At 65.7% G+C, this 24,689-nt stretch carries 23 protein-coding genes; 13 read left to right on the top strand and 10 right to left on the bottom strand.

Annotated elements, in window-relative coordinates:
* Window positions 1-46 precede the first annotated feature (46 nt).
* Window positions 47-847 (top strand): helix-turn-helix transcriptional regulator, encoded by an 801-nt coding sequence (locus tag ATJ93_RS05465; RefSeq protein WP_120243578.1) that lies wholly within the window; start codon window positions 47-49, stop codon window positions 845-847.
* A 132-nt stretch (window positions 848-979) separates the two neighbouring features.
* Window positions 980-1,312 (top strand): DUF7344 domain-containing protein, encoded by a 333-nt coding sequence (locus tag ATJ93_RS05460; RefSeq protein ID WP_120243577.1) that lies wholly within the window; start codon window positions 980-982, stop codon window positions 1,310-1,312.
* A 57-nt stretch (window positions 1,313-1,369) separates the two neighbouring features.
* On the opposite strand, the gene twy1 is transcribed toward ATJ93_RS05460, so the two are convergent.
* Window positions 1,370-2,350, bottom strand: coding sequence for a 4-demethylwyosine synthase TYW1 (gene twy1 / locus ATJ93_RS05455; protein ID WP_120243576.1), 981 nt, complete (start codon window positions 2,348-2,350; stop codon window positions 1,370-1,372).
* A gap of 151 nt (window positions 2,351-2,501) precedes the next feature.
* A complete protein-coding gene (locus tag ATJ93_RS05450) occupies window positions 2,502-2,792 on the bottom strand; it encodes a hypothetical protein (protein WP_120243575.1) in 291 nt (96 codons plus the stop codon).
* A 114-nt stretch (window positions 2,793-2,906) separates the two neighbouring features.
* On the opposite strand from ATJ93_RS05450, the gene ATJ93_RS05445 reads away from it, so the two are divergent.
* A complete protein-coding gene (locus ATJ93_RS05445; protein WP_120243938.1) occupies window positions 2,907-4,100 on the top strand; it encodes an iron-containing alcohol dehydrogenase in 1,194 nt (397 codons plus the stop codon).
* A gap of 36 nt (window positions 4,101-4,136) precedes the next feature.
* On the opposite strand, the gene ATJ93_RS05440 is transcribed toward ATJ93_RS05445, so the two are convergent.
* Both ATJ93_RS05440 and ATJ93_RS05435 read right to left on the bottom strand, forming a co-directional pair.
* Window positions 4,137-4,601 carry a pyridoxamine 5'-phosphate oxidase family protein gene (locus tag ATJ93_RS05440; protein ID WP_120243574.1) on the bottom strand — a complete coding sequence of 155 codons (465 nt, stop codon included), beginning with the start codon at window positions 4,599-4,601 and terminating at the stop codon, window positions 4,137-4,139.
* A 43-nt stretch (window positions 4,602-4,644) separates the two neighbouring features.
* A complete protein-coding gene (locus ATJ93_RS05435; RefSeq protein ID WP_120243573.1) occupies window positions 4,645-5,337 on the bottom strand; it encodes a phosphoglycolate phosphatase in 693 nt (230 codons plus the stop codon).
* A gap of 366 nt (window positions 5,338-5,703) precedes the next feature.
* Here ATJ93_RS05435 and ATJ93_RS05430 point away from each other — a divergent pair, with 366 nt between their 5' ends.
* From ATJ93_RS05430 to ATJ93_RS05410, 5 genes are read left to right on the top strand one after another with little or no spacing between them, the layout of a single operon-like run.
* The gene (locus tag ATJ93_RS05430) at window positions 5,704-6,909 is read left to right on the top strand and encodes an ABC transporter substrate-binding protein (RefSeq protein WP_120243937.1); all 1,206 of its coding nucleotides are present in this window, start codon (window positions 5,704-5,706) and stop codon (window positions 6,907-6,909) included.
* Between the two features lie 2 nt (window positions 6,910-6,911).
* Window positions 6,912-7,946, top strand: a complete 1,035-nt coding sequence (locus ATJ93_RS05425) for a carbohydrate ABC transporter permease (protein WP_120243572.1) — start codon at window positions 6,912-6,914, stop codon at window positions 7,944-7,946.
* A 2-nt stretch (window positions 7,947-7,948) separates the two neighbouring features.
* Window positions 7,949-8,866: a carbohydrate ABC transporter permease gene (locus ATJ93_RS05420; RefSeq protein WP_120243571.1), complete on the top strand. Its 918-nt coding sequence runs from the start codon at window positions 7,949-7,951 to the stop codon at window positions 8,864-8,866.
* Window positions 8,866-10,062, top strand: coding sequence for an ABC transporter ATP-binding protein (locus tag ATJ93_RS05415; protein WP_120243570.1), 1,197 nt, complete (start codon window positions 8,866-8,868; stop codon window positions 10,060-10,062). Before ATJ93_RS05420 ends, ATJ93_RS05415 begins: the two co-directional genes overlap by 1 nt.
* Window positions 10,062-10,829 carry a glycerophosphodiester phosphodiesterase gene (locus tag ATJ93_RS05410; RefSeq protein ID WP_120243569.1) on the top strand — a complete coding sequence of 256 codons (768 nt, stop codon included), beginning with the start codon at window positions 10,062-10,064 and terminating at the stop codon, window positions 10,827-10,829. Before ATJ93_RS05415 ends, ATJ93_RS05410 begins: the two co-directional genes overlap by 1 nt.
* Before the next feature lie 69 nt (window positions 10,830-10,898).
* Here the strand turns inward: ATJ93_RS05410 and ATJ93_RS05405 are convergent, their stop codons facing one another.
* Window positions 10,899-11,972: a hypothetical protein gene (locus ATJ93_RS05405; protein WP_120243568.1), complete on the bottom strand. Its 1,074-nt coding sequence runs from the start codon at window positions 11,970-11,972 to the stop codon at window positions 10,899-10,901.
* Window positions 11,973-13,514 (bottom strand): glycerol kinase GlpK, encoded by a 1,542-nt coding sequence (glpK, locus tag ATJ93_RS05400; protein WP_120243567.1) that lies wholly within the window; start codon window positions 13,512-13,514, stop codon window positions 11,973-11,975.
* A gap of 298 nt (window positions 13,515-13,812) precedes the next feature.
* Between glpK and glpA the strand changes: the two genes are divergently transcribed.
* From glpA to ATJ93_RS05375, 5 genes are all read left to right on the top strand, one after another.
* A complete protein-coding gene (gene glpA / locus ATJ93_RS05395; RefSeq protein WP_120243936.1) occupies window positions 13,813-15,525 on the top strand; it encodes an anaerobic glycerol-3-phosphate dehydrogenase subunit GlpA in 1,713 nt (570 codons plus the stop codon).
* A 1-nt stretch (window position 15,526) separates the two neighbouring features.
* Window positions 15,527-16,855 (top strand): glycerol-3-phosphate dehydrogenase subunit GlpB, encoded by a 1,329-nt coding sequence (gene glpB, locus ATJ93_RS05390; RefSeq protein WP_120243566.1) that lies wholly within the window; start codon window positions 15,527-15,529, stop codon window positions 16,853-16,855.
* A gap of 118 nt (window positions 16,856-16,973) precedes the next feature.
* Entirely contained in the window at window positions 16,974-18,311 is a 1,338-nt protein-coding gene (locus tag ATJ93_RS05385; RefSeq protein ID WP_120243565.1) for an anaerobic glycerol-3-phosphate dehydrogenase subunit C, read from the top strand.
* A 4-nt stretch (window positions 18,312-18,315) separates the two neighbouring features.
* The gene (locus ATJ93_RS05380) at window positions 18,316-19,497 is read left to right on the top strand and encodes a Cdc6/Cdc18 family protein (RefSeq protein ID WP_120243564.1); all 1,182 of its coding nucleotides are present in this window, start codon (window positions 18,316-18,318) and stop codon (window positions 19,495-19,497) included.
* A 97-nt stretch (window positions 19,498-19,594) separates the two neighbouring features.
* The gene (locus ATJ93_RS05375; RefSeq protein ID WP_120243563.1) at window positions 19,595-21,664 is read left to right on the top strand and encodes a hypothetical protein; all 2,070 of its coding nucleotides are present in this window, start codon (window positions 19,595-19,597) and stop codon (window positions 21,662-21,664) included.
* Window positions 21,665-21,709: 45 nt separating this feature from the next.
* On the opposite strand, the gene ATJ93_RS05370 is transcribed toward ATJ93_RS05375, so the two are convergent.
* From ATJ93_RS05370 to ATJ93_RS05360, 4 genes are all read right to left on the bottom strand, one after another.
* Window positions 21,710-22,966, bottom strand: a complete 1,257-nt coding sequence (locus ATJ93_RS05370) for an RNA-guided endonuclease InsQ/TnpB family protein (RefSeq protein WP_120243562.1) — start codon at window positions 22,964-22,966, stop codon at window positions 21,710-21,712.
* A 222-nt stretch (window positions 22,967-23,188) separates the two neighbouring features.
* Entirely contained in the window at window positions 23,189-23,323 is a 135-nt protein-coding gene (locus tag ATJ93_RS24655; RefSeq protein WP_013879825.1) for a DUF7503 family protein, read from the bottom strand.
* Window positions 23,324-23,558: 235 nt separating this feature from the next.
* Complete coding sequence (locus ATJ93_RS05365) at window positions 23,559-24,065, bottom strand: metal-dependent hydrolase (protein ID WP_120243561.1); 507 nt, start codon at window positions 24,063-24,065, stop codon at window positions 23,559-23,561.
* Entirely contained in the window at window positions 24,058-24,609 is a 552-nt protein-coding gene (locus tag ATJ93_RS05360; RefSeq protein WP_120243560.1) for a DNA-binding protein, read from the bottom strand. The genes ATJ93_RS05365 and ATJ93_RS05360 overlap by 8 nt, the downstream gene beginning before the upstream one ends.
* Between the last annotated feature and the right edge of the window lie 80 nt (window positions 24,610-24,689).

The raw sequence follows: 24,689 nt of genomic DNA, 5'->3' as shown, positions 1-24,689 counted from the left end.
CCGGAGCCAAATCGACTATGGTACTCGTCTGCAAACGCGGTGGCATATGGGGGACCCGACGGCGCCACGCGAACACATTTCGTTTCTCGTTCGGTCGGACGCGCGAATCGATATCCTGACGCGGCTGTTCGAGTCGGGGCCGGCGACGCAACGCGAACTGCGGACGGAACTGGACAGTTCGCGGTCGACGGTCGCCCGGTCGCTCTCCGCGCTCGAGGAGTGCGGCTGGGTCGAGCGCCACGCCGACCGCCACCGGCTGACGCCCGTCGGCACGCTCGTCGCCGAGGGGTTTCTGGACTTCGTCGAGACCCTCCGCGCGGCGGAGGAGCTCTCGCCGTTCCTCGAGTGGTTTCCGCTCTCGGAGCACGACCTCGAGATCGACCAGCTCGAGGGCGCGACGATCACCCCCTCGACGCCCGGTGATCCGTACAAACCGGGCCGCACGCAAACGGAGTTTATGCGGTCGACGGCGGAGTTTCGCGCGTTTCTCCCGTCGACCGAACTCGAGGGCTGCAAACTCCTCCACGAACGGGTCACGAACGGCGACCTCGAGGCCGAACTGATCGTCTCTCCGGAAGTCGAGCGGACGATCGAATCCGAGTCGTTCGCCCCGCTGTTTCGCGAGCAGTTGCAGACGGGTCGGATGACGCTGCTCGTCTCTGACGGGCCGTTGCCGTTCTACCTCGGGATCGACGACGCGCGGACGATTCAACTCGGCGTCGAGGACGACGACGGGTTTCCGCGGGCCTTGCTGGAAACGACCGAGCCGTCGGTCGCGGAGTGGGCGAGCGACCTGTACCAGGAGTACCGCTCGGCCGCGCGACGTAAATCCGCCGCGGAACTCTGAGATCGTTCAGTCGTCGATCGCGACGGAGCGGCAGTTCCGTCGCTCACCGCCCGTACGTCGTGCACGCCCTGAAACAGTTCCACCGGATAACATGATAACCCCCTGCTGTAAATATCGCTCTGTCGATCGATCATGGGGGACTCCAACCGACTGCGCCGGGACGAACTACACAGAATCGCGGCGAACGAGCGTCGACGAACGATCGTCGCAACGATCCGCGACAGGGGGGCGATCACCGTCGACGAACTGGTGGCAGCGATCGCCGAGTGCGAGCCGCCAGCGAATCCGGCACCGATCGATCGACGGACTGTGATCGAAGTCGAACTGCTGCACGTACACATCCCGATGCTGCGTGCAGCCGGGGTGATCGACTTCGATCCCACTCAGCGGCGCGTCACTCCCCGACAGCGTATAGCGCACGTCGACGAGATGTTGTCAGACGAATACGAACTGGCGTCTCCGTAAACGGTTGCTCGCACTCGAGCGAACACGATCGAGATTGGGGCAAGCCGGGCCGGTCGATCAGTCGCCCGTCACCGGATCCCGCGCCCAGAAGTCGCTGTCTTTCTTCAGCTTGGGGACCCACGTGTCCTCGGTCTTCGCCAGCAGGGCGACGCGGGACGGCGGCACGCCCTTGAGTTCGTCGAACTCGGGCATGTACTCCCGTACGTCTTCCGCGAACGCGACGACGTCCTCGTGGTCGGGCATCGACGAGCGGTCGAGTCGGCCCTGCGAGTGGCCGACGTGCATGTACGCCTTTAGTTCGATGAAGTCGGGGTCGGCCTGCTGGTAGAAGCCGGCGTACCAGTCGGGGTGGTGCATGTTCTCGCCGTCGACCAGCGTCGTCCGCAGAACCGTTCGGGTCTCCTCTTTCTCCCGCAGGACGTCCATCGTCTCGAGCAGGCGTTCCCAGGCGTCGTCCTCGACGGCCTTGACGACCTGATCGAAGGTGTGGCGCTCGGGCGCGTCGACGCTGACGTAGAGTTGGGTCGGGTCGCACTCCCGGAGAACGTCGGGATTGGTGCCGTTCGAGACGAGGAAGGTCGTGATGTCGCGCTCGTGGAAGGCCTCGAGCAGTTCCGGCAGGTAGGGGTAGAGCGTGGGTTCGCCGTCCAGCGAGATGGCGACGTGGCGCGGTTCCATGGCCTCCTCGAATCGTTCGCGGGGAACCTCGTCGTTGCCGCCGAAGCCCGAGAGGAGTTTCTTCTGGAGGTCGATGGAGGCGTCGGCGACGGCCTCGGGGTCGTCCCACTCGACGTCGTCCAGTTCGTAGGCGTGGCCTCGGTGGTCGCGCCAGCAGAAGACGCAGCGTTCGTTGCACTTGACGACCGGCGTCATCTGGATGCAGCGGTGGGACTCGATGCCGTACCAGACGTTCTTGTAGCACCGGCCCTCCCCGCGTAAGGCGTTGGCCGTCCAGCCGCAGGTCTGGGCGGCGGTGTGGTTCTCGCTGTGGTAGTCCGGTGAATCGACCTGCTTCGGACCACTTTCGGAGTCGCTCATTGGAGCGCTCTAGAGAATCCAGCGCAATAATAACCGCGCTCGGCACTCGCGGCCGCTCGTAAGTATCGGATTGAAAGGTCGACGTGGCGCGTCACCGCGGGTTTCACACCGGCCCGCGGCGGGTCGCACGCGATCTCCCCTCCTCGGCGTCTCACTTCTGATGGGGCAACTCGCCCGGTTCGGGCGGGTCGTCGTCCTCGAGCATGACCTCCCGTTCGAACGTGTAGATCACCGCGCCGGTGTTGGCCGTCATGATCGTTCCCGTCGTCGGCACCGACGCGAACAGGTAGAGCCCGAGGCCGACCAGCACCGGGGCCGCCGCGACCGTCGCCCACAGCAGCGGGCGCCCCATCTCGACGTTCGTCGCGTCGCGGTAGACGTACCCGAACACGCCGACCGTCGCGAGGAGTCCGAGGACGGCGATCGGTGACTCGAGGAGCATACGTATACGTAATCGTTCGACCGCCGGAGCAAAAGGGTTCTGTCGCGGGCCGCCGGTCGCCGCCGGCCGTGTGGGATGGGAACACTTTTGCCGGTGATCGGTATGTATCCCGTCATGTTCGACGGCATCGGTTCCATCCGCGACGTCAACGGCGTCGGCAGTCCGAACGACATCCGGTACGGCATGGGCGCGGCGGGCGAACTCGAGGCCTACGCTGCCGAGGAGGACGTCGACTCCGCGCTGGTCGTCACCGACGAGGGCGTGCTCGAGGCCGGGGCGGCCGATCCGGTCTTCGAGGCGCTCGAGGCAGCAGGGGTCGAGGTGGCGACCTACGACGGCGTCACGCCGGAACCGAAACTCGCGCTCGCCGAGGCGGCGGCCGAGGAGATTGCAGCGGTCGACGCGGACGTCGTGGTCGGCGTCGGCGGCGGCTCCAGCATGGACACCGCGAAGCTCGCGTCCGCACTGGCCGAACACGACGTGCCGGTCCGCGAACTGCTCGGGATGGGCAACGTTCCCGGTCCCGGTCGACCCACGATCTTGCTGCCGACCACCGCTGGCACCGGCAGCGAGGTGACTCATATCGGCGTCTTCGCGGACAAGGAGGACGGCGGGAACAAGAAGGTCGTCTACTCCGAGCACCTCTTCGCGGACCTCGCGCTCGTCGATCCCGAACTGACCCGCTCGCTGCCGCCGCAGGTTGCGGCCGCGACCGGAATGGACACACTGACCCACGCCGTCGAGAGCTACGTTTCGACGCTGCGGACGCCCTACACCGACGCCTTGGCCCGCCGCGCGATCGAGTTGATCGGCGACAACCTCCGCGAGGCGGTCCACCAGGGCGAGCACAACGACGAGGCCCGCTACGCGATGAGCCTCGCGGCCATGCTGGCCGGCCAAGCGTTCGTCAACTCCGGGCTCGGCGCCGTCCACGCGCTCACCTACCCGCTGGGTACCGAGTGCGGGCTCGGCCACGGACTGGCCAACGCCGTGCTCCTGCCCCACGTGATGGAGTACAACGTCCCCGCCGAACCCGATCGGTTCGCCGAGATTGCGGGCCTGCTGGGGGTTCCCGAACGCGAGGACGAGTCGACGCTCGAGCGCGCCCACCGCAGCGTCGACGCCGTGAAAGCGCTGAACGACGACATTGGAATTCCGAATCAGATTCGTGAGGTCGGCGACGTCGACGAATCGCAGTTCGACGCCTTCGCCGACATCGCGCTCGAGCACTCCGAGCACAACATCGAGCGGAACCCGCGCCGGATGGACAAGGCGGATATCGTGGACGTGTTCGAGACGGGGTACTGAACGCGGTTCGGCCTCGCTCGCTCTTTCGCCGAGCGGTTAGTCGCCGTCGTTCCAGACTACCGGCGGCGCCGGATACGACTGGTCTCGAGCGACGACCGTCTCCGGGTCGAAGCGGATGAGCCGGTAGTCGTCGGGGCGCAGGTCTACGAAGCCGTCCGGCCAGTCCTCAACCTCGTTACCCAGATACTTCGTCAATAGCCGTTGGGCCCGGTCCGGATCGTAGGGTTCGACTGCCGCCCTCCCGCGCATCCCGACGTGCTCGACGCGGCCGGTCCGACGGTCGAAGTCGACGATCGCGACGGCCGCCTCCGGTTGTCGGTCCGCCCGCTCGAGGTACGAGCGATCCGTCCGGGCGATGATCCAGCACGCGCCGTCCTCCCACAGGAACCACAGCGGGGAGAGCCTCGGCCCGGCGTCGACGGCTTGCGCGAGGTAACAGAACAGCGGTCGCTCGAGCACGCTCTCGAGGTCCGTCTCGAGCGTGTTCTCGACGATTTCCATACGAACATATCGATCTCGAACGACTTATATTCGTGATACGAACTCACACGTCCTCGCGAGTGCCCTGAACTCGCTCGAGAACCGACAGCGTGCCGTCGGCGTGGACGTCCTCGAGCACCTCGTCGGCCGCCTGTTTGGCCGCCTCGTCGGCGTTCGCGACGGCGAAACTGCGGCCGGCGACCTGGAACGTCGAGACGTCGTTGATCGAGTCGCCGACGGCGACCGCCTCGGCGAGGTCGAAGCCGACGTGCTCGGCGATGACCTCGACGCCCTCGCCCTTGTTCGGGTCGGCGTCCTTGACGTGGTAGGCGTAGCCGGTGTCGATCACCTCGAGGCCGTACTCGGCGGCGATCTCCCGCAGCGGCTCGACGGGTTGCTCTAAGTTGACCGCGATCTCGGTTTCGCGCCATCGGTTGACGGTGTCCTCGCGGCCCCAGCCCAGATCGTAGCCGGCGGCACGGTACTCTTCGGCGACGGCTTGGGCGGCCTCGCGGTCGGCGGTGAAGAAGACGTCGTCGCCGGTGTAGACGACGCCGCCGTTCTCGGCGACGACGAGTTCCGGCACGCCGGCGAAGTGACAGAGCGCGACGGGGTAGGGAAAGGCCTTCCCGGTGGCGATTACGACCGGCGCGTCCCACTCCCGGATCGGATCGAAGACGCGCGGATCGATGCCCCAGCCTTCGGGGCGAGTTAGCGTTCCGTCGATGTCGAGCACCAGCGGCGGATCGGCGGTCATACCCCCACGTCGGGGACCTGTCGCCTAAACGGTTACTCGCGACACGGTGGTCGACCGCCTCGTAGTCTCCGTTTCAGTCGGGTGTGGCTACGATTCTCACAGTACGGCTGAGTGTCACTCACAGCGATACGTTCTGCTCGGCGAAGGTATGGTTAGTTCCTAGCAATGTTCATTACCGCGCTGTCGGACCGAACACTCGTGACCCGAAACTCACGGAGATCGGTACTGCGCAACGGTGCTGTGGCACTCACCGGAAGCGTCGCGATGGCCGGCTGCCTCGACGCGCTGCCCGGTGGAGAAGAACCGGAGACGGACGCCGAACTCGAGTCGGAGCCGGACGAGGACGCGATCACCGTCTGGCACGCGATGGGCGGCGGCAACGGCGAGACGATGGAGCGGCTGGGCGACCAGTTCCAGGAGGAGACCGGCATCGACGTGGAGATGGTCTACCAGGGGAGCTACGAGGACACCCTGAACCAGTCGTTCGCGGCGATCGACGCCGGGACGATGCCGGAGGTCGTCCAGATCGACAGCCTCCACGCCAAGCAGATCCTCGACACAGACGCCTTCCAGTCGGTCGAGGGTATCCTCCCCGACGACTACCCGGTCGACGACTTCCTCGACCCCGTGACGGACTTCTTCACGATCGACGGCGAACTCTACTCGCTGCCGTTCAACAACTCGAACGCGATCCTCTACTACAACAAGGACATCTTCGAGGAAGCCGGCCTCGATCCGGAATCACCGCCCGAGACGCTCGAGGAAGTCACCGAGTACTCCCGCGAGATCGTCGACTCGGGCGCGGCCGAGTACGGGATCACCTGGCCCAACCACGTCTGGTTCATCGAGCACTGGTACTCGCTGGCGGGCCAGACGCTCGTGGACAACGAGAACGGCTGGGCGGACGATCCGACGACCGTCCACACCGAGACCGACGTCGGCGAGCGGCTCTGGTCGTGGTGGCGCGACATGGCCCAGGAGGACCTCTACACGAATCCCGGGATGGAAGCCTGGGGCGAGGCGACCGACCTCTTCTACGGCCAGAACGTCGGCATGCTGCTCACGTCGACGGCCTCCGTCGCCGGCGCCATCGCCCAGAGCGAGGAGCAGGGCTTCGAGCTCGGCACCGGCTTCTACCCGGCGATCGACGGCCGCGAGGGCGTCGTCATCGGCGGCGCGTCGCTGTGGGTCCCCGAGGACATGTCCGACCAGCGCGCCGACGAGGTCGGCCAGTTCCTCGAGTTCATGAGCCAGCCGGAGAACCAGATCACCTGGCACAAGGAGACCGGCTACTACCCGGTTCGCGGTGAGGCTGTCGACCAACTCGAGGAGGACGGCTGGTTCGAAGAGAGCCCCCACCACGGAACGGCTTTCGACCAGCTACTCGCCAGCGAGCAGACGACCGCCACCAAGCGCATGCTCGTCGGCCCCGCGCGGCAGGTGGCCGTCCAACTGCAGGAGGGCTCCGTCGAGATTTTCGAGGAACGGACCGACCTCGAGGACGGGCTCGCGAGCATGAAGGAGGGAATCGAGGCCGAGATGGAGCGCTACGTCGAGGCCCGCGGCTCGTAACGATGGGAACGCGAGACACGAAAGAAATCTACGGCGGCTCCCTCGGCGTCGGCCAGTTCCTGCGCGAGCGGGGACTTCGCGGTACGGTCGCGTACCTGCGCGAGCACGGCGTCCGCGGCGCCGTCGCGAACGCTCGCGAGGACGACCGATCGCTGCTGGGCGAGCTCCGGGGTATCTCCGTCGCGTACCTCCTGCTGGCCCCGACGCTGCTCGTCTCGGCGGTGTTCCTCTACTACCCGGCGCTCGAGGCGCTGGAGCTGAGCTTCCACCAGACGCTGTTCTTCGGCGGCCAGCGGACCTGGGTCGGGCTCGGCAACTACGAGACGCTACTGTCCTCGTCGGCGTACCACGAGAGCGTCGCGATCACCGTCGCGTTCGCGGCGGCGGTCGTCGTCGGCGTGATGACGCTCTCGCTGGTCGTCTCGTTCCTGCTGTACGAGGTCGACTGGGGCCAGTCGGGCTACCTGATCGCCGCGATCTGGCCGTACGCGCTGCCGCCCGCGGTCGCCGGCATCGTCTTCCTGTTCCTGATCCACCCCTCGATCGGGACGCTGACGGCGGTGCTCGAGGGGTACACAGGACTCGAGGTCGACTGGTTCAGCGACGGCCGCCAGGCGTTCGTCGTGGTCGCGGTCGCGGCGATCTGGAAGCAACTGGGCTACAACGTCATCTTCACCGTCGCGGCGCTGAACAACGTGCCTGCGACGCTCCGGGAGGCCGCTGAACTCGACGGGATCGGCCGCTGGACGCGACTCGTCCGGATTTACGTGCCGCTGATCTCGCCGACCCTGCTGTTCCTGGTCGTGATGAACACGATCTACGCGTTCTTCGGGACGTTCGCGTTCATCGACCTGATGACCCAGGGCGGTCCCGGCGGCGCGACCAACATCATGATCTTCGACCTCTACCGCAACGCCTTCGAGTTCAACAACCACGGCCTCGCGTCGGCCCAGTCGGTCGTCCTGTTCGCCGTCGTGAGCCTCCTGATGTACGCACAGCTTCGCTTCTCGGACGAACGCGTGCACTACGGAGCCTAACCATGTCACGGCACTCGAACACGAACACGAACGCGAACGCAAGTACGAGCACGAACGCGCCCACCGGCGGCGAGTCCCGGCGGCTCATCGACCTCGAGCGCGGACTGCCCGCCCTCGACGGCGCGACGCTGCGAGCCCACGCCGGCCTGCTGCTCGCGGTCTCCCTGATGGCGTTGCCCCTGGTGATCGCGGCGCTGATCAGCTTCGGCACGCGGGCGACGTTCACCAGCGTCTCGGAGCTGTCGCTCGAGACGGCGGCGCAGAACTACCGCGACGTGCTGTTCCGGTACGACATGGGCCAGTACATGCTGAACTCGCTGATCATGTCGGTTATCGTCGTGATCGGCAAACTCGCGGTCTCGCTGCTGGCGGCGCTGGCGATCGTCTACTACCGGTTCCCGTTCAAGAACGCCGTCTTCGCGGTCGTCCTGCTGACGCTGATGCTGCCGGTGCCGGTCCGGATCGTCCCGCTGTTCCAGCTGGCGGCCGATCTCGGCTGGGCGAACTCCTTCGCGGCGCTGACGATTCCCTACCTTGCGAGCGCGACGACCGTCTTCCTGCTGCGCCAGCACTTCCTGTCGATTCCGGCCTCGCTCGTCGAGTCGGCGAAGCTCGACGGCGTCGGTCCCCTGCGGTTCCTCGCGTTCGTACTGATCCCGATGTCGAAGGGGATGATCGCGGGCGTTTCCGTGATCATGTTCATCTACTCGTGGAACCAGTACCTCTGGCCGCTGCTGATCGTCGACGACCAGTCGATGCAGGTCGCGCAGGTCGGCATCCGCCTCCTACAGGGGGTCGTCGAGTCCGGCGAGATCGCCTGGCCGCTGCTGATGGCCGGTTCGATCGTCACGCTGGTGCCGCCGCTCGCCGTCCTGATCGTGTTCCGAAAACCGCTGCTCGAGACCTTCGGAGTCCAATAATGGCATCGATCGAACTCACAGCCCTACGGAAGCGCTTCGACGACGTCACCGCCGTCGACGGGATCGACCTCGAGGTGCGCGACGGGGAGTTCCTCGTCGTCGTCGGTCCCTCCGGCTGCGGCAAGTCGACGACGCTGCGGTGTATCGCCGGCCTCGAGTCGCCGACCGCGGGAACCGTCCGCATCGGCGACGAGGACGTGACCGCCCAAGAACCCCACCAGCGGGACATCGCGATGGTGTTCCAGAACTACGCGCTGTACCCGCACATGACCGCCGAGCGGAACATGACCTTCGGGATGCGGTCGGCGACCGACTTCTCGAGCGAGGAGATCGATCAGCGCGTCACCGAGGCAGCCGAGACGCTCGGCATCGCGGACCTGCTGGACCGAAAGCCGTCGGCGCTATCGGGCGGCGAGCAACAGCGGGTCGCGCTCGGCCGCGCGATCGTCCGCGATCCGGCCGTCTTCCTGATGGACGAGCCGCTCAGCAACCTGGACGCGAAGCTTCGCGTCGAGATGCGGACCGAACTCTCGCGGCTCCACGAGGAGCTGGGGACGACGACCGTCTACGTCACCCACGACCAGACCGAGGCCATGACGCTCGGCGATCGGGTCGTCGTCATGAACGACGGGCGCATCCAGCAGGTCGATACGCCCCAGCGGCTCTACGACTACCCGTCGAACCGGTTCGTCGCCGAGTTCATCGGCGACCCCGCGATGAACATGCTCGAGGTGACCGTCGACGAGGGGCCGTCCGGCCCGGTCGTCCGCCACGAGGCGTTCGCGATCGAGGTGCCGGGCGCGCCGGAACTCGAGGGTCTCGAGGGCAACAGCGCCGTCCTCGGTTTCCGCCCGGAAGACGCCTCGCTCGCGGATCGCGACGCGTCGTCCGCCGGCGGCGCTGGCACTGCGGATCGACGGCGAGACGGCCGCGGCGACCCCGAGCGGACCACTGGGCCGATCGAAGCGACGGTGCAAGTGACCGAACCGCTCGGCGATACGCTGCTGTGTTACTGCCGGGCCGGCGAGGACGAGTTCAAGGTCCAGACCGCGCCCCGAACCGGTCGCGCCGCGGGCGACGCCGTCACGCTGACGCTCGACGCCGATCGGCTCCACCTGTTCGATCCCGAGACCGGCGAGGCGATCTACCACTCGGACTCCGACCGCGAGCGACGCGCGGCGGCCCCCGAGCCGTAATGGCGCTCCGCTCGCAGCTATCGCGCCGGCGGCTGTTGGCCGGCGGCGTCGTCGGCAGCGCCTCGCTCCTGTTCGCTACTGCTGTCCGCATCCGATCGGTCGACGTCATCGCCCATCGCGGGTTCGCCGCCGAGCGACCCGAAAACACCCTCGAGGCAGTCCGCTACGCCGCGTCGCGGGCCGACGACATCGAGGTCGACGTCCGTCGCTGCGGCTCCGGGGAACTCGTCTGCGTCCACGACGAGACGCTCGAGCGGCTCACCGACGGCGCGGTGACCGACCGAGTTGGCCGGCTGGACTGGGGGACGCTGCAGACTGTGTCCATCGGTTCGTCGGACGCTCGCGTCCCACGTCTTGCCGAGGTTCTCGAGGCGGTTCCGCCCGACGTGCGGCTGAATATCGAGTTGAAAGAACGCGGGCTCGCGCCGGACCTGCTGGGGCTCCTCGAGGAGTTCGACGGTTCGGTGCTCGTCTCGTCGTTCGATCCGACCGCGCTGTGGCAGGTGCAGTCGCTGACCGACGGCGTGGCGCTCGCGTACATCTTCGGCGATGATCCCGATCGGGGGCTCGAGACGGCCGCGGATCTCGAGTGTGCTGCCGTTCATCCGTCGGCCGGCCTGTGTCACGAGACGAATATCGTCGATCGCGCGCACGAGCGCGGCTTCGCCGTGAACGCGTGGACGGTCGATTCGGGTCTCGAGGCGGCGCGGCTGGCGCTTTCCGGTGTCGACGGTGTCTTCTCGGACGCGTCGCTGCCGGCGCTCTGACGGGGAGATTGTGAGAACGGCGGCCCAGCCTCGAGGGAGTCAGGAAAATGAAACCGAAAACGGCTCGGGTTAGAGCCCGAGGTAGCCCGCGTTCGGCAGGACGCCCACCAGGTACAGCACCCCGAGGACGAACATGAACGCCGCGATGGCCATCGCCGGCGGGTCCACGTGCGTCCCGGAGTGGGAGTAGAACACCCGCTGGGAGAGTTCGCCGATGAGGGCGCTGATCGCGCCGAACGCACCGGCGACGAGCAGGATGACCGGATCGCTGCCGACGACCGACGCCGCGATCACCGCGCCCGTCGAGCCCAGCAGCGTGATGTGGTGGGTGACGGGGATCTTCTCGACGCCGAGGTTGAGGAACAGCAGGCTCATCGCCGAAATGGCGTAGCCCAGGAAGATGCTCCCGGTCTCGAGCCAGATGAACCCGCCGAGGAGCCCGCCGACGATACCGATGGTGGCGACGCCGGACCACTCGTACTGGTGGGGCAGCCACGGCTCGGTCGCCAGCCGGTCGGCCTCCGTGCCGCCGTCGGCCGCCATCCGCTTCTCCTCGCGCTCGAACGGCGACATGTCGAGCACGCTCGAGCCGCCGACCTTACCCACGATCGGGTAGTCGAAGACGATCCGGGCCAGGAACGCCGTGGCGACGACCGACAGCGCGATGTTGTCCGTCGGGAAGCCGACGCCGTCCATCACGCGGGTGAAGAGCATCCCGACGGCGCCGAAGACGGCGCCGACCGCGAGGATGTCGGGTTTGGTCCCGAAGGCGTACAGGATGTCCTTCCCGAAGTGGTAGTCCCAGCCGTCGGGCTCCATTTCGGGGTACTTCTTCCCGGCGTAGGCGGTCGCGGCCACACCGCCCGCGAAGGCGATGTGCGGGCCGGTCACCGCGCCGAAGCCGATCGTGCCGGTGATGCCGGTCGCGATGTCGCCGGCGCCGATCGCCTCGGCGGCGCCGATTTCACCCTCGAGAACGGCCAGTCCTTCCCCGAGGAAGACGACGAAGCCCGTGAAGACGAACGAGGGCAACGCGCCGAGGGCTGCGCCGAAGGCGCCGCCGGCTAGGGCGGCGATCAGCAGGACGGCGAACGCTTCGAACTCCATGCCGATGACCGGCACCTGAAGCACCGTTTCGTACATTTATTCATCACCGTCCCGCGCCCAGTCGCGCGCCCGGTCGACCGCGTCGGCCCACCGATCGTACCGCCGATCGGCGAGGTCGCGATCCATCTCCGGTTCGAACTCGCGGTCGACGCGCCAGTTGTCGCGCAGTTCCTCGAGGTCGTTCCAGTAGCCGACGGCGAGCCCGGCCGCGTACGCGGAGCCCAGCGCAGTCGTCTCGTCGACGATCGGCCGGACGATCTCCGAGCCGATGATGTCCGACTGGAGCTGGCAGAGGAAGTTGTTCTTGACCGCGCCGCCGTCGACCTTCAGGCTCGTCATCTCGATGCCCGAGTCGGCCTCCATCGCCTCGGCGACGTCGCGGGTCTGGTAGGCGATCGACTCGAGCGTCGCCCGGACGAGGTGTTCCTTCCGCGTGCCGCGGGTCATCCCGACGATGGTGCCGCGAGCGCGCTGATCCCAGTGGGGAGCGCCCAGCCCGGTGAAGGCGGGGACGACGTAGACGCCGTCCGTCGAGTCGACGCTGCGGGCCAGTTCCGCGGTTTCGGAGGGGTCGTCGATCAGATCGACGTCCTCGAGCCACTCGATGGCCGCGCCGGTGACGAAGATCGACCCCTCGAGCGCGTACTGGACGGGTTCGCCCGAGCGCTGGAAGCCGATCGTGGTCAACAGGCCGTGGTCGGACGTGACGGCCTCGTCGCCGGTGTTCATCAGGAAGAACGACCCGGTGCCGTAGGTGTTCTTCGCGTCGCCGGCGTCGAAGCAGGTCTGGCCGAACAGCGCGGCCTGCTGGTCGCCCAGCGCGCCCGCCACCGGGACTTCAGCCTCGAGGAAGCCGTCCGGATCGGTCGTCCCGTAGGTGTTCTCGTCGCTGGAGGGGCGGACCTCGGGGAGCATCTCGCGGGGGATGCCGAACTCCTCTAAGAGTTCGTCGTCCCACTCGAGGTCGTGGATGTTGTACAGCATCGTCCGCGAGGCGTTGGTGACCTCGGTGATGTGGTTCCCCGTGAGGTTGTAGATGAGCCAGCTGTCGATCGTCCCGAAGAGGACGTCGCCGGACTTCGCGCGGTCCTGGACGTCCTCCGGCCGCGCGCGCTCCATCTTGATCGGATCGCCCTCCTCGAGGAGCCACTCGGCCTTCGTCGCCGCGAAGTAGGCGTCGGGCTCGAGGCCGGTCTTCGACCGGATGGTTTCGGTCATCCCGTCCTCCTCGAGTTGCTCGACGCGCTCGGTGGTGCGCCGGTCCTGCCAGACGATGGCGTTGTGGACCGGCTTCCCGGTGTCCGCGTCCCACAGCACCGTCGTCTCGCGCTGGTTGGTGACGCCGATGGCCTCGAGTTGGTCGGGACTGATCTCGGCCTGACTCAGCGCCTGCGTCGTCACCGCCTTGGTGTTTTCCCAGATCTCCATCGGGTCGTGCTCGACCCAACCCGGTTCCGGGTAGATCTGTTCGTGCTTTTCGTATGCGTTGGCGACGACCTGCCCGCGGTGGTCGAAGATGATGAACCGCGTCCCGGTCGTCCCCTGGTCGATCGCGCCGACGTACGTGTTCGCTGTCATGAGAGCTTACCCCAAATTCCACGCGACATCTTTACCGACGGTCGCGTGCTATCGGTAAACACATCCGACAATCATTATAAATGTTACTGTAATATGCGAAACTTATTAATAATTCTCGGTAATTCTCCGGGCGAAGAATGTGCAGTAGCGTGGTTATACTGGCGGATATGCAGCTACTTCTCGGGCGAATAACATCAATGTTTTGTATATTCCAGCTGCGTGCAGCCGATTGTTATGGTCGTTCCGGCGCCGTCGATAAAATAATGGTGCGGCGGAATAGTAGACCTATGTGAAGGGAATGGCACGGGACACTGAGGTCCTCGTAATCGGCGGCGGGTCGACCGGCTGCGGTATCGCCCGGGATCTGGCGATGCGCGGCCTCGAGGTCACCCTCGTCGAGCGAGGCAATCTGACGGACGGCACGACCGGCCGAATGCACGGGCTCCTCCACAGCGGCGGCCGGTACGCCGTCTCGGACCAAGCGAGCGCGACCGAGTGCATCGAAGAAAACGAGATCCTGCGCGATATCGCCGGTCACTGCGTCGAGGAGACCGGCGGCCTGTTCGTCCAGCGGCCCGAGGACTCGGACGACTACTTCCGGGAGAAACTCGAGGGCTGTCGCGACTGCGGCATTCCGGCCCGCGTGCTCTCGGCCCGCGAGGCCCGCGAGATCGAGCCGTACCTCGCGGAGGACATCAAGCGCGCGATCGAAGTCCCCGACGGCGCGGTCGATCCGTTCCGGCTCTGCGTCGCGAACGCGATCGACGCCGAGCGCCACGGCGCGCGCGTCGAGACCCACGCCGAAGTGATCGACCTCCTCCGGGAGGGCGACGACGTCTACGGCGTCGAGGTTCGCCACGACTCCGGCCCGGGCAAACGGACCCACAAGGCGCCCGGCACGACCGAGGAGATCACCGCCGAGTACGTCGTCAACGCCAGCGGCGCGTGGGCGGGACAGATCGGCGCGATGGCCGACCTCGAGATCGAGGTTCGACCCTCGAAGGGCGTGATGACGATCATGAACGTCCGGCAGGTCGACACCGTCGTCAACCGCTGCCGGCCGAAGGGGGACGCGGACATCATCGTGCCCCACGAGACGACCGCGATCCTCGGCACCACGGACGAGGAAGTCGAGGACCCCGACGACTACCCCGAGGAGCAGTGGGAGGTCGACCAGATGATCGACACCCTCTCGGAACTCGTCCCCATCCTCGAGGAGGCGCGGACGATCCGGTCGTTCTGGGGCGTCCGGCCGCTGTACGAGCCGCCGGGGACCGGCACGCAGGACCCGACCGATATCACGCGCGATTTCTTCCTGCTGGACCACGCCGACCGCGACGAGGTGTCGGGAATCTCGAGCATCGTCGGTGGCAAGTTCACCACCTACCGCGCGATGGCCGAGGAGATATCGAACCACGTCTGCGAGAAGTTGGGCGTAACGGCGTCGTGCGCCACGGCCGAGGAACCGCTGCCCGGCAGCGAGGACCTGTCGGTTCTCGAGGAAGGCATGGACAACTTCGGGCTGCGGTCGCCTGTCGCCCGCCGGAGCAAGCAGCGACTCGGCAGTCGCGCGAGGGAAGTGCTCGAGGGCGACGGCGCCAACCCCGTGATCTGCCAGTGCGAGGGCGTCACGCGCGCGGAGATTCAGGACGCGATCGAGCAGTCAGGTTCGGACTTGAACGCCGTGCGCATCCGGACCCGCGCCTCGATGGGGAACTGTCAGGGCGGCTTCTGCTGTCAGAACATGGCCAACGAACTCCACCCCGAGTACGACGAGGAAACGGTTCGGGCGGCGCTGGACGAACTCTTCCAGGAGCGTTGGAAGGGGCAACGTCACGCCCTGTGGGGCGAACAGCTCTCGCAGGCGATGCTCAACTACGCCCTGCACGCGACGACGATGAACCGGGACCGCGACCCCGCGAACGAGAGGGACGCAGAGTCGACGCTCGAGTACGCCGCGTTCGACGGCGGCCCGACGAAAACGACTCCTCGAGCGGACGGAGGGCGCTGAGATGGCGATCGAAGACGACGTGCTCGTGATCGGCGGCGGCATCGCCGGCTCGATGGCCGCGCTGGTCGCCGCGGACCGCGGGGCGCGGGTTCGGCTGGTGACGCACAAGGAGAGCACGCTCCGCAACGCGAGCGGGTTGATCGACGTGTTGGGATACACCCCCGACGGCGACGGCCCGCTCGCGGAGCCGTTCGACGCCCTCGAGGACCTCCCAGAGGAACACCCCTACCAACGGGTCGGCTCCGACGCGGTCCGCGAGGCGCTTTCGGTGTTCGACGACGTGACGGGCGACGCGTACGCGGGCGGCCACACCGACGCGAACGCCCTCGTCCCGACCCACGGCGGCACCGTCAAGCCCACCGCGCGCTACCCCGCGTCGACGGCCGCCGGGCTGGCCAGCGACGACCGGGACGCGCTGCTGGTCGGCTTCGAGACGCTGCCGGACTTCGACGCCCCGCTGGCCGCACAGCACCTCGAGGCCGCCGGCGTCCCCTTCGAGGCCCGCGGCGCGACGGTGCCGTTCCCCGGCATCATTCGAGACGACGCGAAGGTGACGCGGTACGCCCACCTGCTCGACCACGACGAGACCGTCGAGACGGGTGCCGGCGAAACCGGCGCGCGGGAGGCGCTGGCCGCGACCGTCGAGCACCTTCTCGAGGACGAGCCCCGTGTGGGCTTCCCCGCGATATTGGGCGACGAGCACGCCGCCGAAGTGCGGGCCGATCTCTCCGAACGGCTCGGCGTCGACGTCTTCGAGGTCCCGATGGGGCCGCCGAGCCTGCCCGGACTGCGCCTCGAGGACTTGCTGTACGACGCGCTCGAGGACCGGGGCGTCCGCGTGACGTCGGGCGTTCCGGTGGTCGACTACGAGACGGCCGGGGCGGGAGCGGGTTCGACCTCGAGTACGAGCGACGACGACGGCGACCGCATCGACCACGTCATCGTCGACCGCAACGGCACCGAGATTCCCCACCGCGCGGACCAGTACGTCCTCGCAACCGGAGGACTGGTCGGCAAGGGCGTCCGCTCGGAGCGCGAGCGGGTGTTCGAGCCGATCTTCGACTGCCACGTTCCCCACGCCGACGACCGCTACGACTGGTTCGTCGACGACGCCTTCGGCGAACAGCCCTACGCCCGGTTCGGCCTCGCGTCGGATCGGGAGCTTCGGCCACTCGACGCCGACGACGAGCCCGAATTCGAAAACCTGCGGGCCGCCGGCGCCGTGCTGGGCGGCTACGACTACGCGGCCGAGAAGTCCGGCGCCGGCGTCTCCCTCGCGACGGGCTACGTCGCGGGACAGCGAGCGGCCGAGGAGGTGGAGCAGGCGTGAGCGGAATTTTGACGAACCGGACCGCGACTGTGGCGGCAACACGCGACTCGAGCAACGACACGACGACCGACGGACGCACCGACGCGACGACCAACCGACGATCCTTTCAGGTGATTCGATGAGCGACGCACAACGACCGACCGACGATCACGTACCGGGCGCGGACGAGGAGGAGTTCGAACCGATTCAGGTCTTCCCCGAGGCGGAGGACATGGACCTCCGGCCGGGCGCCGACAACTGCTACAAGTGCTCGACCTGCGACACCGAGTGTCCCGTCGCCGAGGTCGACGACGAGTTCCCCGGACCGAAGTTCCAGGGGCCCGAGCAGTGGCGGCTCAAGCGCCAGGAGGACCACGACATCGACGAGTCGGTGATGAAATGTTCGAACTGCATGCGCTGTGACGGCGCCTGCCCCTCCGAAGTCCCGCTCTCGCAGATGCACAACACCGCGCGGGCGGAGTACGTCGAACAGAACATGAGCAAGTTCTCCCGCGAGTACTGGCGCAACCGCATGCTCGCGAACTACCGCCGCCTCGCGCCGCTGGCCGCGATGTTCCCCCGAACGGCCAACTTCGTGACGGGGCTGTCGGTCACGAAGTGGCTCGGCGAGAAGGTCATGGGCATCACGAGCGAGCGGGAGTTCCCCGAGTTCGCCACCGAAACGTTCCGCGAGTGGTGGGCCAAACGCGGCGGCGCGAAGGTCGAGAACCCCGACAAGCGCGTCGCCTACTTCCACGGCTGCTACGCCAACTACAACACGCCCGAGGTCGCGAAGGCGTTGGTGCGCGTCTACGAGCAGTTCGGCTACGAGATCATGGTCCCCGACCAGCACTGCTCGGGCACGCCGATGTTCGCAAACGGCATGCTCGAGGACGCCCGCCACGCGGCCGAGACGAACGTCCCCGAACTCGCCGCGGCGATCGACGAGGGCGCCGACATCGTCGCCTCCTGCAGTTCGTGTTCGATGTCGCTGCGCCAGGAGTACCCCGAACTGTTCGACTTCGAGGACACCGAGCGCGTCGCCGAGAACACCTGGGACGCGGTGGAGTACCTGCGCGTCCACGAGGACTTGGAGGCCGCGCTCGAGGGGACCGAAGTCGAGGGGTTCGACGACTTCGCTTACCACGCGCCGTGTCACGCCCGGAATCAGGGACTGGACGGGCAGACCGTCGAGTTACTGTCGCTCATTGAGGGCATCGAGGCCCACGACGTCGGCGACTCCTGCTCGGGCATCTCCGGCACCTACGGCTGGAAGGAGGAGAACTACGAAACATCCATGAAAATCGGGGAAGAGATGTTCGAACACATGGACGCCGCCGACGCCGAGCAGGGACTGACGGAGTGTCCGACCTGCTCGATGCAGATGGAACACGGCACCGGCTACGAGATCACTCACACGCTCGAGGTCCTCGAGGCGGCACTTGTCGGGGACGGGACGACCACGGCACAGTCGTAATCGCATGAACCTCCGCGAACGCATCGCTCGACGACGCTCGGCCTACCGGACCCGCGGCCTCGTCGTCGACCGCGACCACCTCAGTCCGACCGTGCACCGCCCCGAACCCGTCGGGCGCGGCCCCGTTCTCGAGGAACTGCTTGACGTCTTCGAGCCGGTCTTCGAGGGCACGCTTCCCGACCCCGTCGCGGTGGTCGGCCCCGCCGGCGCGGGAACGTCGGCGGTCGTGACGGCGCTGTTCGATGCGCTGACCGACAGCGTCGGGTCCTCGGATCGACCGATCGGCACGACGACCCGTGCGGGCTCTACGGAACCGATCACGCGGTTCGTCTACGTCGACGCTCGCCGCACCGAGAGCGCCTTCGCCTTCTATCGAACCCTCCTCGCGGAGATTTCGGCCGAGCCGGTTCCGGAGAGCGGCGTCGGCACCGACGACCTGCGCGACAGAGTTCGCGAACGGCTCGAGCGCCGCGACCGGCGGGCAGTCGTCGCTATCGACCACCACGACGAACCCGAGACGCTCGCCTACGACCGGGCGATGGAACTGCTCGAGCCGGTCGATGAGAGCGTGGCGACCGTCGCCGTCGGCCAGTCCGCACCCGAGGACTGGTCCGGGCGAGTCGTCCGCGTGCCGGCCTATCGCGACCACGAACTCGTCGACGTGCTCACCGACCGCACCTCGACGGGGCTGGCCGCGGGCGGGATCGACCACGAACTCGTCCGGCAGGTCGCCGACTGGGCCGACGGAAACGCCCACGATGCGCTGGCGGCGCTGTTCGGCGCCGCAGTGGTTGCGAGCGGGGCCGACGCCGATCGGATCACTGACCAGCACATCGAGCGAGCGACCGATGCCGTCCCCGAAGACGGCGTTCACGTCGATCGCACGCTCGTGCTCCCGGAAACGCGACAGCGCGTGCTCGCGCACCTGATCTCGATCGACAGCCGCGACCGACCGATCCGCGACGTCGCGGAGGAGATCGCCGAGCGGTCATCGCTGACAGCCGGGACGGTCAAGCGGTTCCTGTACGAACTGGCGGATCGGGGCGTGATCGAACGCGTCCCGCTCGCGGTAACCGACGGCGGGAGCGGCCGCCGACCGAGCGGACTCGAGCCACGATTCCCCCAACTCGTCTTTCGGTCGCTGAGTGCCGTCGCAAACGAGACGCTTTCGGAGGGCGATTCGTGACTATGATCGTAACAGCGGCCCGGAGATCGCCAAATTGGCGCGACGGTATCCTTTTGATGGTCCGCGCGAATAACGTTCATATCCGCTGAGAGGAGTTATGACGATCACCTTCGACGAAACGACGGACCCGGTCGGCCTCGAGATTCACGACGCGATCGAACAGCGGTATCTGTCGATCGAGTCGACGGCGCCCGTCTCCATCGATGGGTCCGAGACGACCGACTTCTGTTTCCCGGTCGATCGAACCTGCGCGATCGAGACTGACGGGCTTCGGTTCGATCAACGCTACTCGGTGACGATCCACGACAGTTCGGGCCGGACCGAACAGGCCGTCACCGGCGCCCAAACGGTCCACCTCGAGGACCGACCGCAGTTCGTCGGCCTCAGCGCGCCGATCAAACTCTACTTTCGGATCGACCCCGCGGCGACGATCGACGTCGGCCTCTCGTCGGTCCGGATCTCGCTGGACCGCGAGGCGACGATCGACCTCGGCGTCCGGTCGCTCCACGACCAGCCCGCGGGGACGATCACGACGCCGCCGGATCTCGACTCGATGCTGCAGGCCATCTCGGCGCTCCCGTCCGCGCTGAAGACCACGTCGCCGGAGCGAACGTGGCCGACGCTGCGCGGTCATCCGCCGCTGATCGAACTCGGGGACCGCCTCGAGATTCCGTCGGCCGTCGACGCGCCGGACAACGACATCACGCTCGTCGTTCCGCCGGAGCATCTGGCCGCGTATCAAGCGGCTCCGCTGGCGTTTTTCCTCGGTGCAACGGTTCGATCCGGCCGAAATCCGCGACTCGAAACGTCGCAGTTCGAACGACCGCTCGCGGCGGAATCCTTCGGTGACGAAATTGCCGATCTCTTCCGGCGATTCTTCTTCTGCGATTGCCTCACGCGAACGGAGGGACTCTTCCGGTACGAACTGCTGGAGCGGTCGATGATCGAGGACGACCTGCCGTTCGATCTCGCGGCGACGTACGACGAACCGCTCTCGGTTCGACTGGAGCGCTACCTCGAGGTACCGTTCGACCTCATCGAGCCGCACCTGCCCCGGTGGCCGCTGACGGCACACCTGCCGTCGGACCCGGAAAGCGTCGAGGTCATCCCGTTCGTCGTCAACGAGCTCGGCCTCGTTCGCGAAGCGCGCGGTCGGACGCCGACCAACGTTCCGCAGACGGAGGCGACGAGCGCGCAACTGGTCCGCTCCGCCTCGACGTACCGATCGTCTGCGCCGCCGAACCCGTCCGAATTCGTGGTTCCGGCGGTAACCGGTGAGTCGATCGAGCACGCGTGGTTCGGCGACGGAATCCCACAGCACGCGTCGAAAGCCACGATCGAAGCCTACCGCAGCGAACTCGACCGCGGCGCTCGGAACGACTCGATCAAAATCCTGCTCGTCTGTAACGACGTGCGGATGCTCGACGAACACGACCTCCTCGGCGACGCGTACGGCAATCGCGAGGCGTTGCCCTTCGACGTCCGCTCCGAGTTCGGCGTCGATTCGGACCAGCTCGCGTCCCTGCTGACCGAGGGCGGCTACGACTTCCTCCACTACATCGGCCACGCGACCGAAGACGGCATCCGCTGTACCGACGGCGAACTCGACGTCCGAACGCTCGAGTCGGTCGATCTGGGCGTCTTCTTCCTGAACGCCTGTCGCTCCTACGAACAGGGGCTCGCGCTGACCCGCCGCGGTGCGTTCGGCGGTGTGAGTACGTACAGCGACGTCATCAACGAGGACGCCGTCGAAGCCGGCGAAATCATGGCGCGGCTGCTCAACCGGGGCTTCCCGCTTCGCGGGGCGCTCGAGATCGTCCAGGAGAACGCGGCCCTGGGTGACCAGTATCTGATCGTCGGCGACGGCTCGACCGATATCGCACAGTCCGACGGCGGATCGCCCGGGATCATCGAACTCGAGGATCACGACGACGACACGTTCGGGTTTGCGGTGCGATCGTATTCGACGAAGGAGTACAAACTCGGAACTTCAAGTACATCGAATCTCGCTACGGTCGCGGACCGCCACCTGACTCCGGGCATAACGCCACCATCTAGCGTGGATAAGCAGTCGCTCCGAGAGTATCTGACGTGGACCGAACTTCCGTTTCTGATCGACGATCAACTCCACTGGAACGACGGTATCACTCCAGACCCCTTCACTTGACCTCCTCCCACCCCTGAAGGGGTGGGATTCCCGAGCGTTGGGATATTACGGTTTGCAGTCTCCCTGTTCTCTCGGTGTGAACCATCCGCTCTCGCGGTCGAACAGGAAGACTCCGGGCTGGGCCAACCAGCCGTTACTCATATCCCCGGTCGGGGGACTCTGAGTTATCTTTCGTCGGATATTCACCGCACCGTTCACATCGGCGTTCATCGTCGTCTCGCACGACTCACAGACGTACAGACCACGCTCCACGCGGTTGCTGTCTCGAATCTGCCCACAACACGAACACGTCTTCGAGGTGTTGTCTTCGTCCACCCGGTCAACGAGGATACCGTGTTCTTCGGCCTTGTATTCGAGCAGGTTCGTGAACCGGTCGAACTCCCAACCGTGCAATTTCTTATTCCCCGACTGACCCCAGTTCCGCGAGTCACCGTTTTCGTCTTCGCGGATGTCGCTGAGGTCGCCAACTGCGATCTTCGTCACATCTTCTTCGAGACACCGCTCAACGATGTGCTTGCTGAGAGTGTGGAGGAAGTGGTCTTTGCGTCGGGAGAGTTTCCGACGAGCTTTCAACGCACGCTTTGATGGTCCGTTCTCGCCTTCGGTCTGGTACTCCTCGCGGGTGAAGTAGTGCTTGTCCTCTTTCAGCACGTTCCCCGGATACAACTCCGAGGGGCCGTCCTCGTAGTCGATGGCGAGGTAGTTGCTGATGCCAAGGTCGATGCCTGCTGTGTTGTCGCCGGGCGCGTCTTCGACGGGAATTTCTTTCTTGCAGACGAGGTGAAGTTCCCATTCGTCTCCGTTCCAGACGGCACGCACTTGCTGGATGTTCTTGACTTCTACGTCAGGTCGGGTTTCGTACTCGGCGAGGATGAAGTCAGACCGTCCGTCTTTCAGATTCCAGCCTTTCGAGAGTCGGATTTGACCGTGTTTGGCGTCGTGCTTGATGCCTTTCTGTTTCCACGTCACGGTGGAGCGTGGGTGTCGATCGCCACGTTTCCGATAGCCCGGTGGGTTGTTGCCATCGTCGGAGCTGTACCACCCATTGAACGCCTCAGCAAGTTCTTCGAGAACTCGCTGACTTGACTGAGAATGCAGGTCACTGTAACGTTCGTGGGCTTTTAACTCCGACTTCAGCTCGGCTTCGTCGGGTATCTCACTGTCTTCAGCCCACCGTTGTTGGATGTAGTAGCGGCCGACGTTCCACAGTTTGGACGCGGCGAACCCGCACTGGTCGAGGTCGTCACGAACCTGTGAGTGGTTCGTGATGCGTGCGACATAGGTACGGGTCGTCTCCAACATCCGTACTGTATTCATAACCAGTTATGAGCAATATCCTATTGAAAATTATGACCGGCGTGGAATATCCGTCCGAGCGTTCGAGCGTGGTGAGTCTCCCAGTTGTCGGCTTCATCCCACGGCTAAAGCCGTGGGTTTTCGCCTCGAAATCTCTATAATCGCCAACCGAAATCCCCTTCGCGACGAAAATGACACTCAGTAGTCGTTAGTACGTTTCACGAATTGTTACGGCCCGACCTGACTGCTGATCCCCGCCGCAACTGTGCCCGTTTGACTCAAGAGGACAAACAGTGTGAACAGGACGCCGATCATTCGTGGGTGCTGTGCGAGGTAATCTTGCATGCTGGTATCGTCCGACATTACATGCTGATGGACATCGCCACTGGAAATAAAATTATCTTATAATTACATATAGAACGTGATGGAATTGCAGTTCGGGATATACTACACTCTGACCCGGTTATAATTTCACCAGCCCATCAGGACATTACAATATACGCTGTTTTTGTCATTGGAATTGTGGTTCCGAACGAGATCGGCTCAAGGACGTGTAAATCGACAATCTGTAGCGGTCTGCTCACTCGAGACGGTTGCGCTACGTCAGGAGTGATCGTCCATCGACGACCCAGAAACGATCGTAGAGCAGGACGAGTCCAGCGGCTACAGCGGTGACGACGAGGACGGCCGGATCCGACGAGATATAGAGGCTCGGTGTCGGCGGCCGATACCACGTGAACGGGTACAGCCACGCGCCTGCAGCACCGTCGGCGTACGCTTTGACCCCATCTATCAGAAGGTGCGAGAGCGCTCCGCCAAGTAGCATACCGAACGCCCGGCGGTGCTGGCTCGTCACAACCATCGAACCGACGCCCGCGAGAACGAGGACCCCGCCGAGCGTGTGGATCCCGTCGACACTGAACGGGAGGTCCAGGACCGTTTCGAGGGTCGCGTCGGTGACGAACAGTCCGATGCGGTTGAGATCGGGCAGGAGCGCGCCGATCATCGCGACGGCCACCCACCGTTTCGTGAGCCACTCGAGGCGCCAGCTTCCGATGGTGAAAATGGCGTAGGCGGCGAGGACGTGCGAGAGGAGATCAGCCATTGCAATCTGCCTCCGTGGACTCAGTCGGATCGTCGGCATTCACTGTTTGTCGGGCGGTCGTGTCGGTCCGCGGTTCGAACCCGAACCCTCGGACAGTCGGTCGCCAGTGGACGAGGAAGTAGCCGATTGCGAGGAGCACGCCCGTAACGGAGGCGCCGAGCTTGTAGTAGAAGGCGGTCGTTCCGCCGTTGACGACGATCGTCTGGATCGGCGTCATCGTTCGATCCGCCTCGAGCACGCCGTAGACCTGCACGACGCCGCCGGGTTCGACCGGCTTCTCGAAGTCATGGATCTCGAGTTCGGCCGCGACCTCGTCTGCGGAGTCGGTGACGTGGATCGTGATGGAACTCGATTCGGCGTCGACGGATCGGACCTCGCCGAATAGCAGGACGCGCTCGCCGACGTACGCGTCGTAGTCGTCCCGCAGTTGGTCGCCGGTCGGGTGCGGCCAGCCCTCGTCGTACGTCGCCCCGTAGTGGACGCAGAGTCCGAGCAGGGCTGTGAGAAAGACGGCGGCCATTACGAACCGGACTGCGCGTCGCATTCGTCTCCGTGGTCGCAAATCCGCTACTTGGTGGTTCCGTTTTCGGGCTCGTAGTGGGTTCGGAGAGCGGCTGCTGTTGT

This window comes from Halopiger aswanensis (assembly GCF_003610195.1).
GTDB classification, from domain to species: domain Archaea; phylum Halobacteriota; class Halobacteria; order Halobacteriales; family Natrialbaceae; genus Halopiger; species Halopiger aswanensis.
The sequence above is the reverse complement of the archived record's forward strand: the minus strand, read 5'-3'. Positions and strand labels throughout refer to the sequence as shown.

What these genes read in the sequence shown, in the direction of transcription:
- glpK (WP_120243567.1), bottom strand. Translation starts at nt 13,514, where the DNA reads ATGACAGCGAACACGTACGTCGGCGCGATCGACCAGGGGACGACCGGG.
- ATJ93_RS05415 (WP_120243570.1), top strand. Translation starts at nt 8,866, where the DNA reads ATGGCATCGATCGAACTCACAGCCCTACGGAAGCGCTTCGACGACGTC.
- ATJ93_RS05360 (WP_120243560.1), bottom strand. Translation starts at nt 24,609, where the DNA reads ATGCGACGCGCAGTCCGGTTCGTAATGGCCGCCGTCTTTCTCACAGCC.
- twy1 (WP_120243576.1), bottom strand. Translation starts at nt 2,350, where the DNA reads ATGAGCGACTCCGAAAGTGGTCCGAAGCAGGTCGATTCACCGGACTAC.
- ATJ93_RS05375 (WP_120243563.1), top strand. Translation starts at nt 19,595, where the DNA reads ATGACGATCACCTTCGACGAAACGACGGACCCGGTCGGCCTCGAGATT.
- glpB (WP_120243566.1), top strand. Translation starts at nt 15,527, where the DNA reads ATGGCGATCGAAGACGACGTGCTCGTGATCGGCGGCGGCATCGCCGGC.
- ATJ93_RS05405 (WP_120243568.1), bottom strand. Translation starts at nt 11,972, where the DNA reads ATGTACGAAACGGTGCTTCAGGTGCCGGTCATCGGCATGGAGTTCGAA.
- ATJ93_RS05465 (WP_120243578.1), top strand. Translation starts at nt 47, where the DNA reads ATGGGGGACCCGACGGCGCCACGCGAACACATTTCGTTTCTCGTTCGG.
- ATJ93_RS05380 (WP_120243564.1), top strand. Translation starts at nt 18,316, where the DNA reads ATGAACCTCCGCGAACGCATCGCTCGACGACGCTCGGCCTACCGGACC.
- ATJ93_RS05460 (WP_120243577.1), top strand. Translation starts at nt 980, where the DNA reads ATGGGGGACTCCAACCGACTGCGCCGGGACGAACTACACAGAATCGCG.
- ATJ93_RS24655 (WP_013879825.1), bottom strand. Translation starts at nt 23,323, where the DNA reads ATGTCGGACGATACCAGCATGCAAGATTACCTCGCACAGCACCCACGA.
- ATJ93_RS05370 (WP_120243562.1), bottom strand. Translation starts at nt 22,966, where the DNA reads ATGTTGGAGACGACCCGTACCTATGTCGCACGCATCACGAACCACTCA.
- ATJ93_RS05430 (WP_120243937.1), top strand. Translation starts at nt 5,704, where the DNA reads ATGGGCGGCGGCAACGGCGAGACGATGGAGCGGCTGGGCGACCAGTTC.
- ATJ93_RS05410 (WP_120243569.1), top strand. Translation starts at nt 10,062, where the DNA reads ATGGCGCTCCGCTCGCAGCTATCGCGCCGGCGGCTGTTGGCCGGCGGC.
- ATJ93_RS05440 (WP_120243574.1), bottom strand. Translation starts at nt 4,601, where the DNA reads ATGGAAATCGTCGAGAACACGCTCGAGACGGACCTCGAGAGCGTGCTC.
- ATJ93_RS05385 (WP_120243565.1), top strand. Translation starts at nt 16,974, where the DNA reads ATGAGCGACGCACAACGACCGACCGACGATCACGTACCGGGCGCGGAC.
- glpA (WP_120243936.1), top strand. Translation starts at nt 13,813, where the DNA reads ATGGCACGGGACACTGAGGTCCTCGTAATCGGCGGCGGGTCGACCGGC.
- ATJ93_RS05450 (WP_120243575.1), bottom strand. Translation starts at nt 2,792, where the DNA reads ATGCTCCTCGAGTCACCGATCGCCGTCCTCGGACTCCTCGCGACGGTC.
- ATJ93_RS05365 (WP_120243561.1), bottom strand. Translation starts at nt 24,065, where the DNA reads ATGGCTGATCTCCTCTCGCACGTCCTCGCCGCCTACGCCATTTTCACC.
- ATJ93_RS05420 (WP_120243571.1), top strand. Translation starts at nt 7,949, where the DNA reads ATGTCACGGCACTCGAACACGAACACGAACGCGAACGCAAGTACGAGC.
- ATJ93_RS05425 (WP_120243572.1), top strand. Translation starts at nt 6,912, where the DNA reads ATGGGAACGCGAGACACGAAAGAAATCTACGGCGGCTCCCTCGGCGTC.
- ATJ93_RS05445 (WP_120243938.1), top strand. Translation starts at nt 2,907, where the DNA reads ATGTTCGACGGCATCGGTTCCATCCGCGACGTCAACGGCGTCGGCAGT.
- ATJ93_RS05435 (WP_120243573.1), bottom strand. Translation starts at nt 5,337, where the DNA reads ATGACCGCCGATCCGCCGCTGGTGCTCGACATCGACGGAACGCTAACT.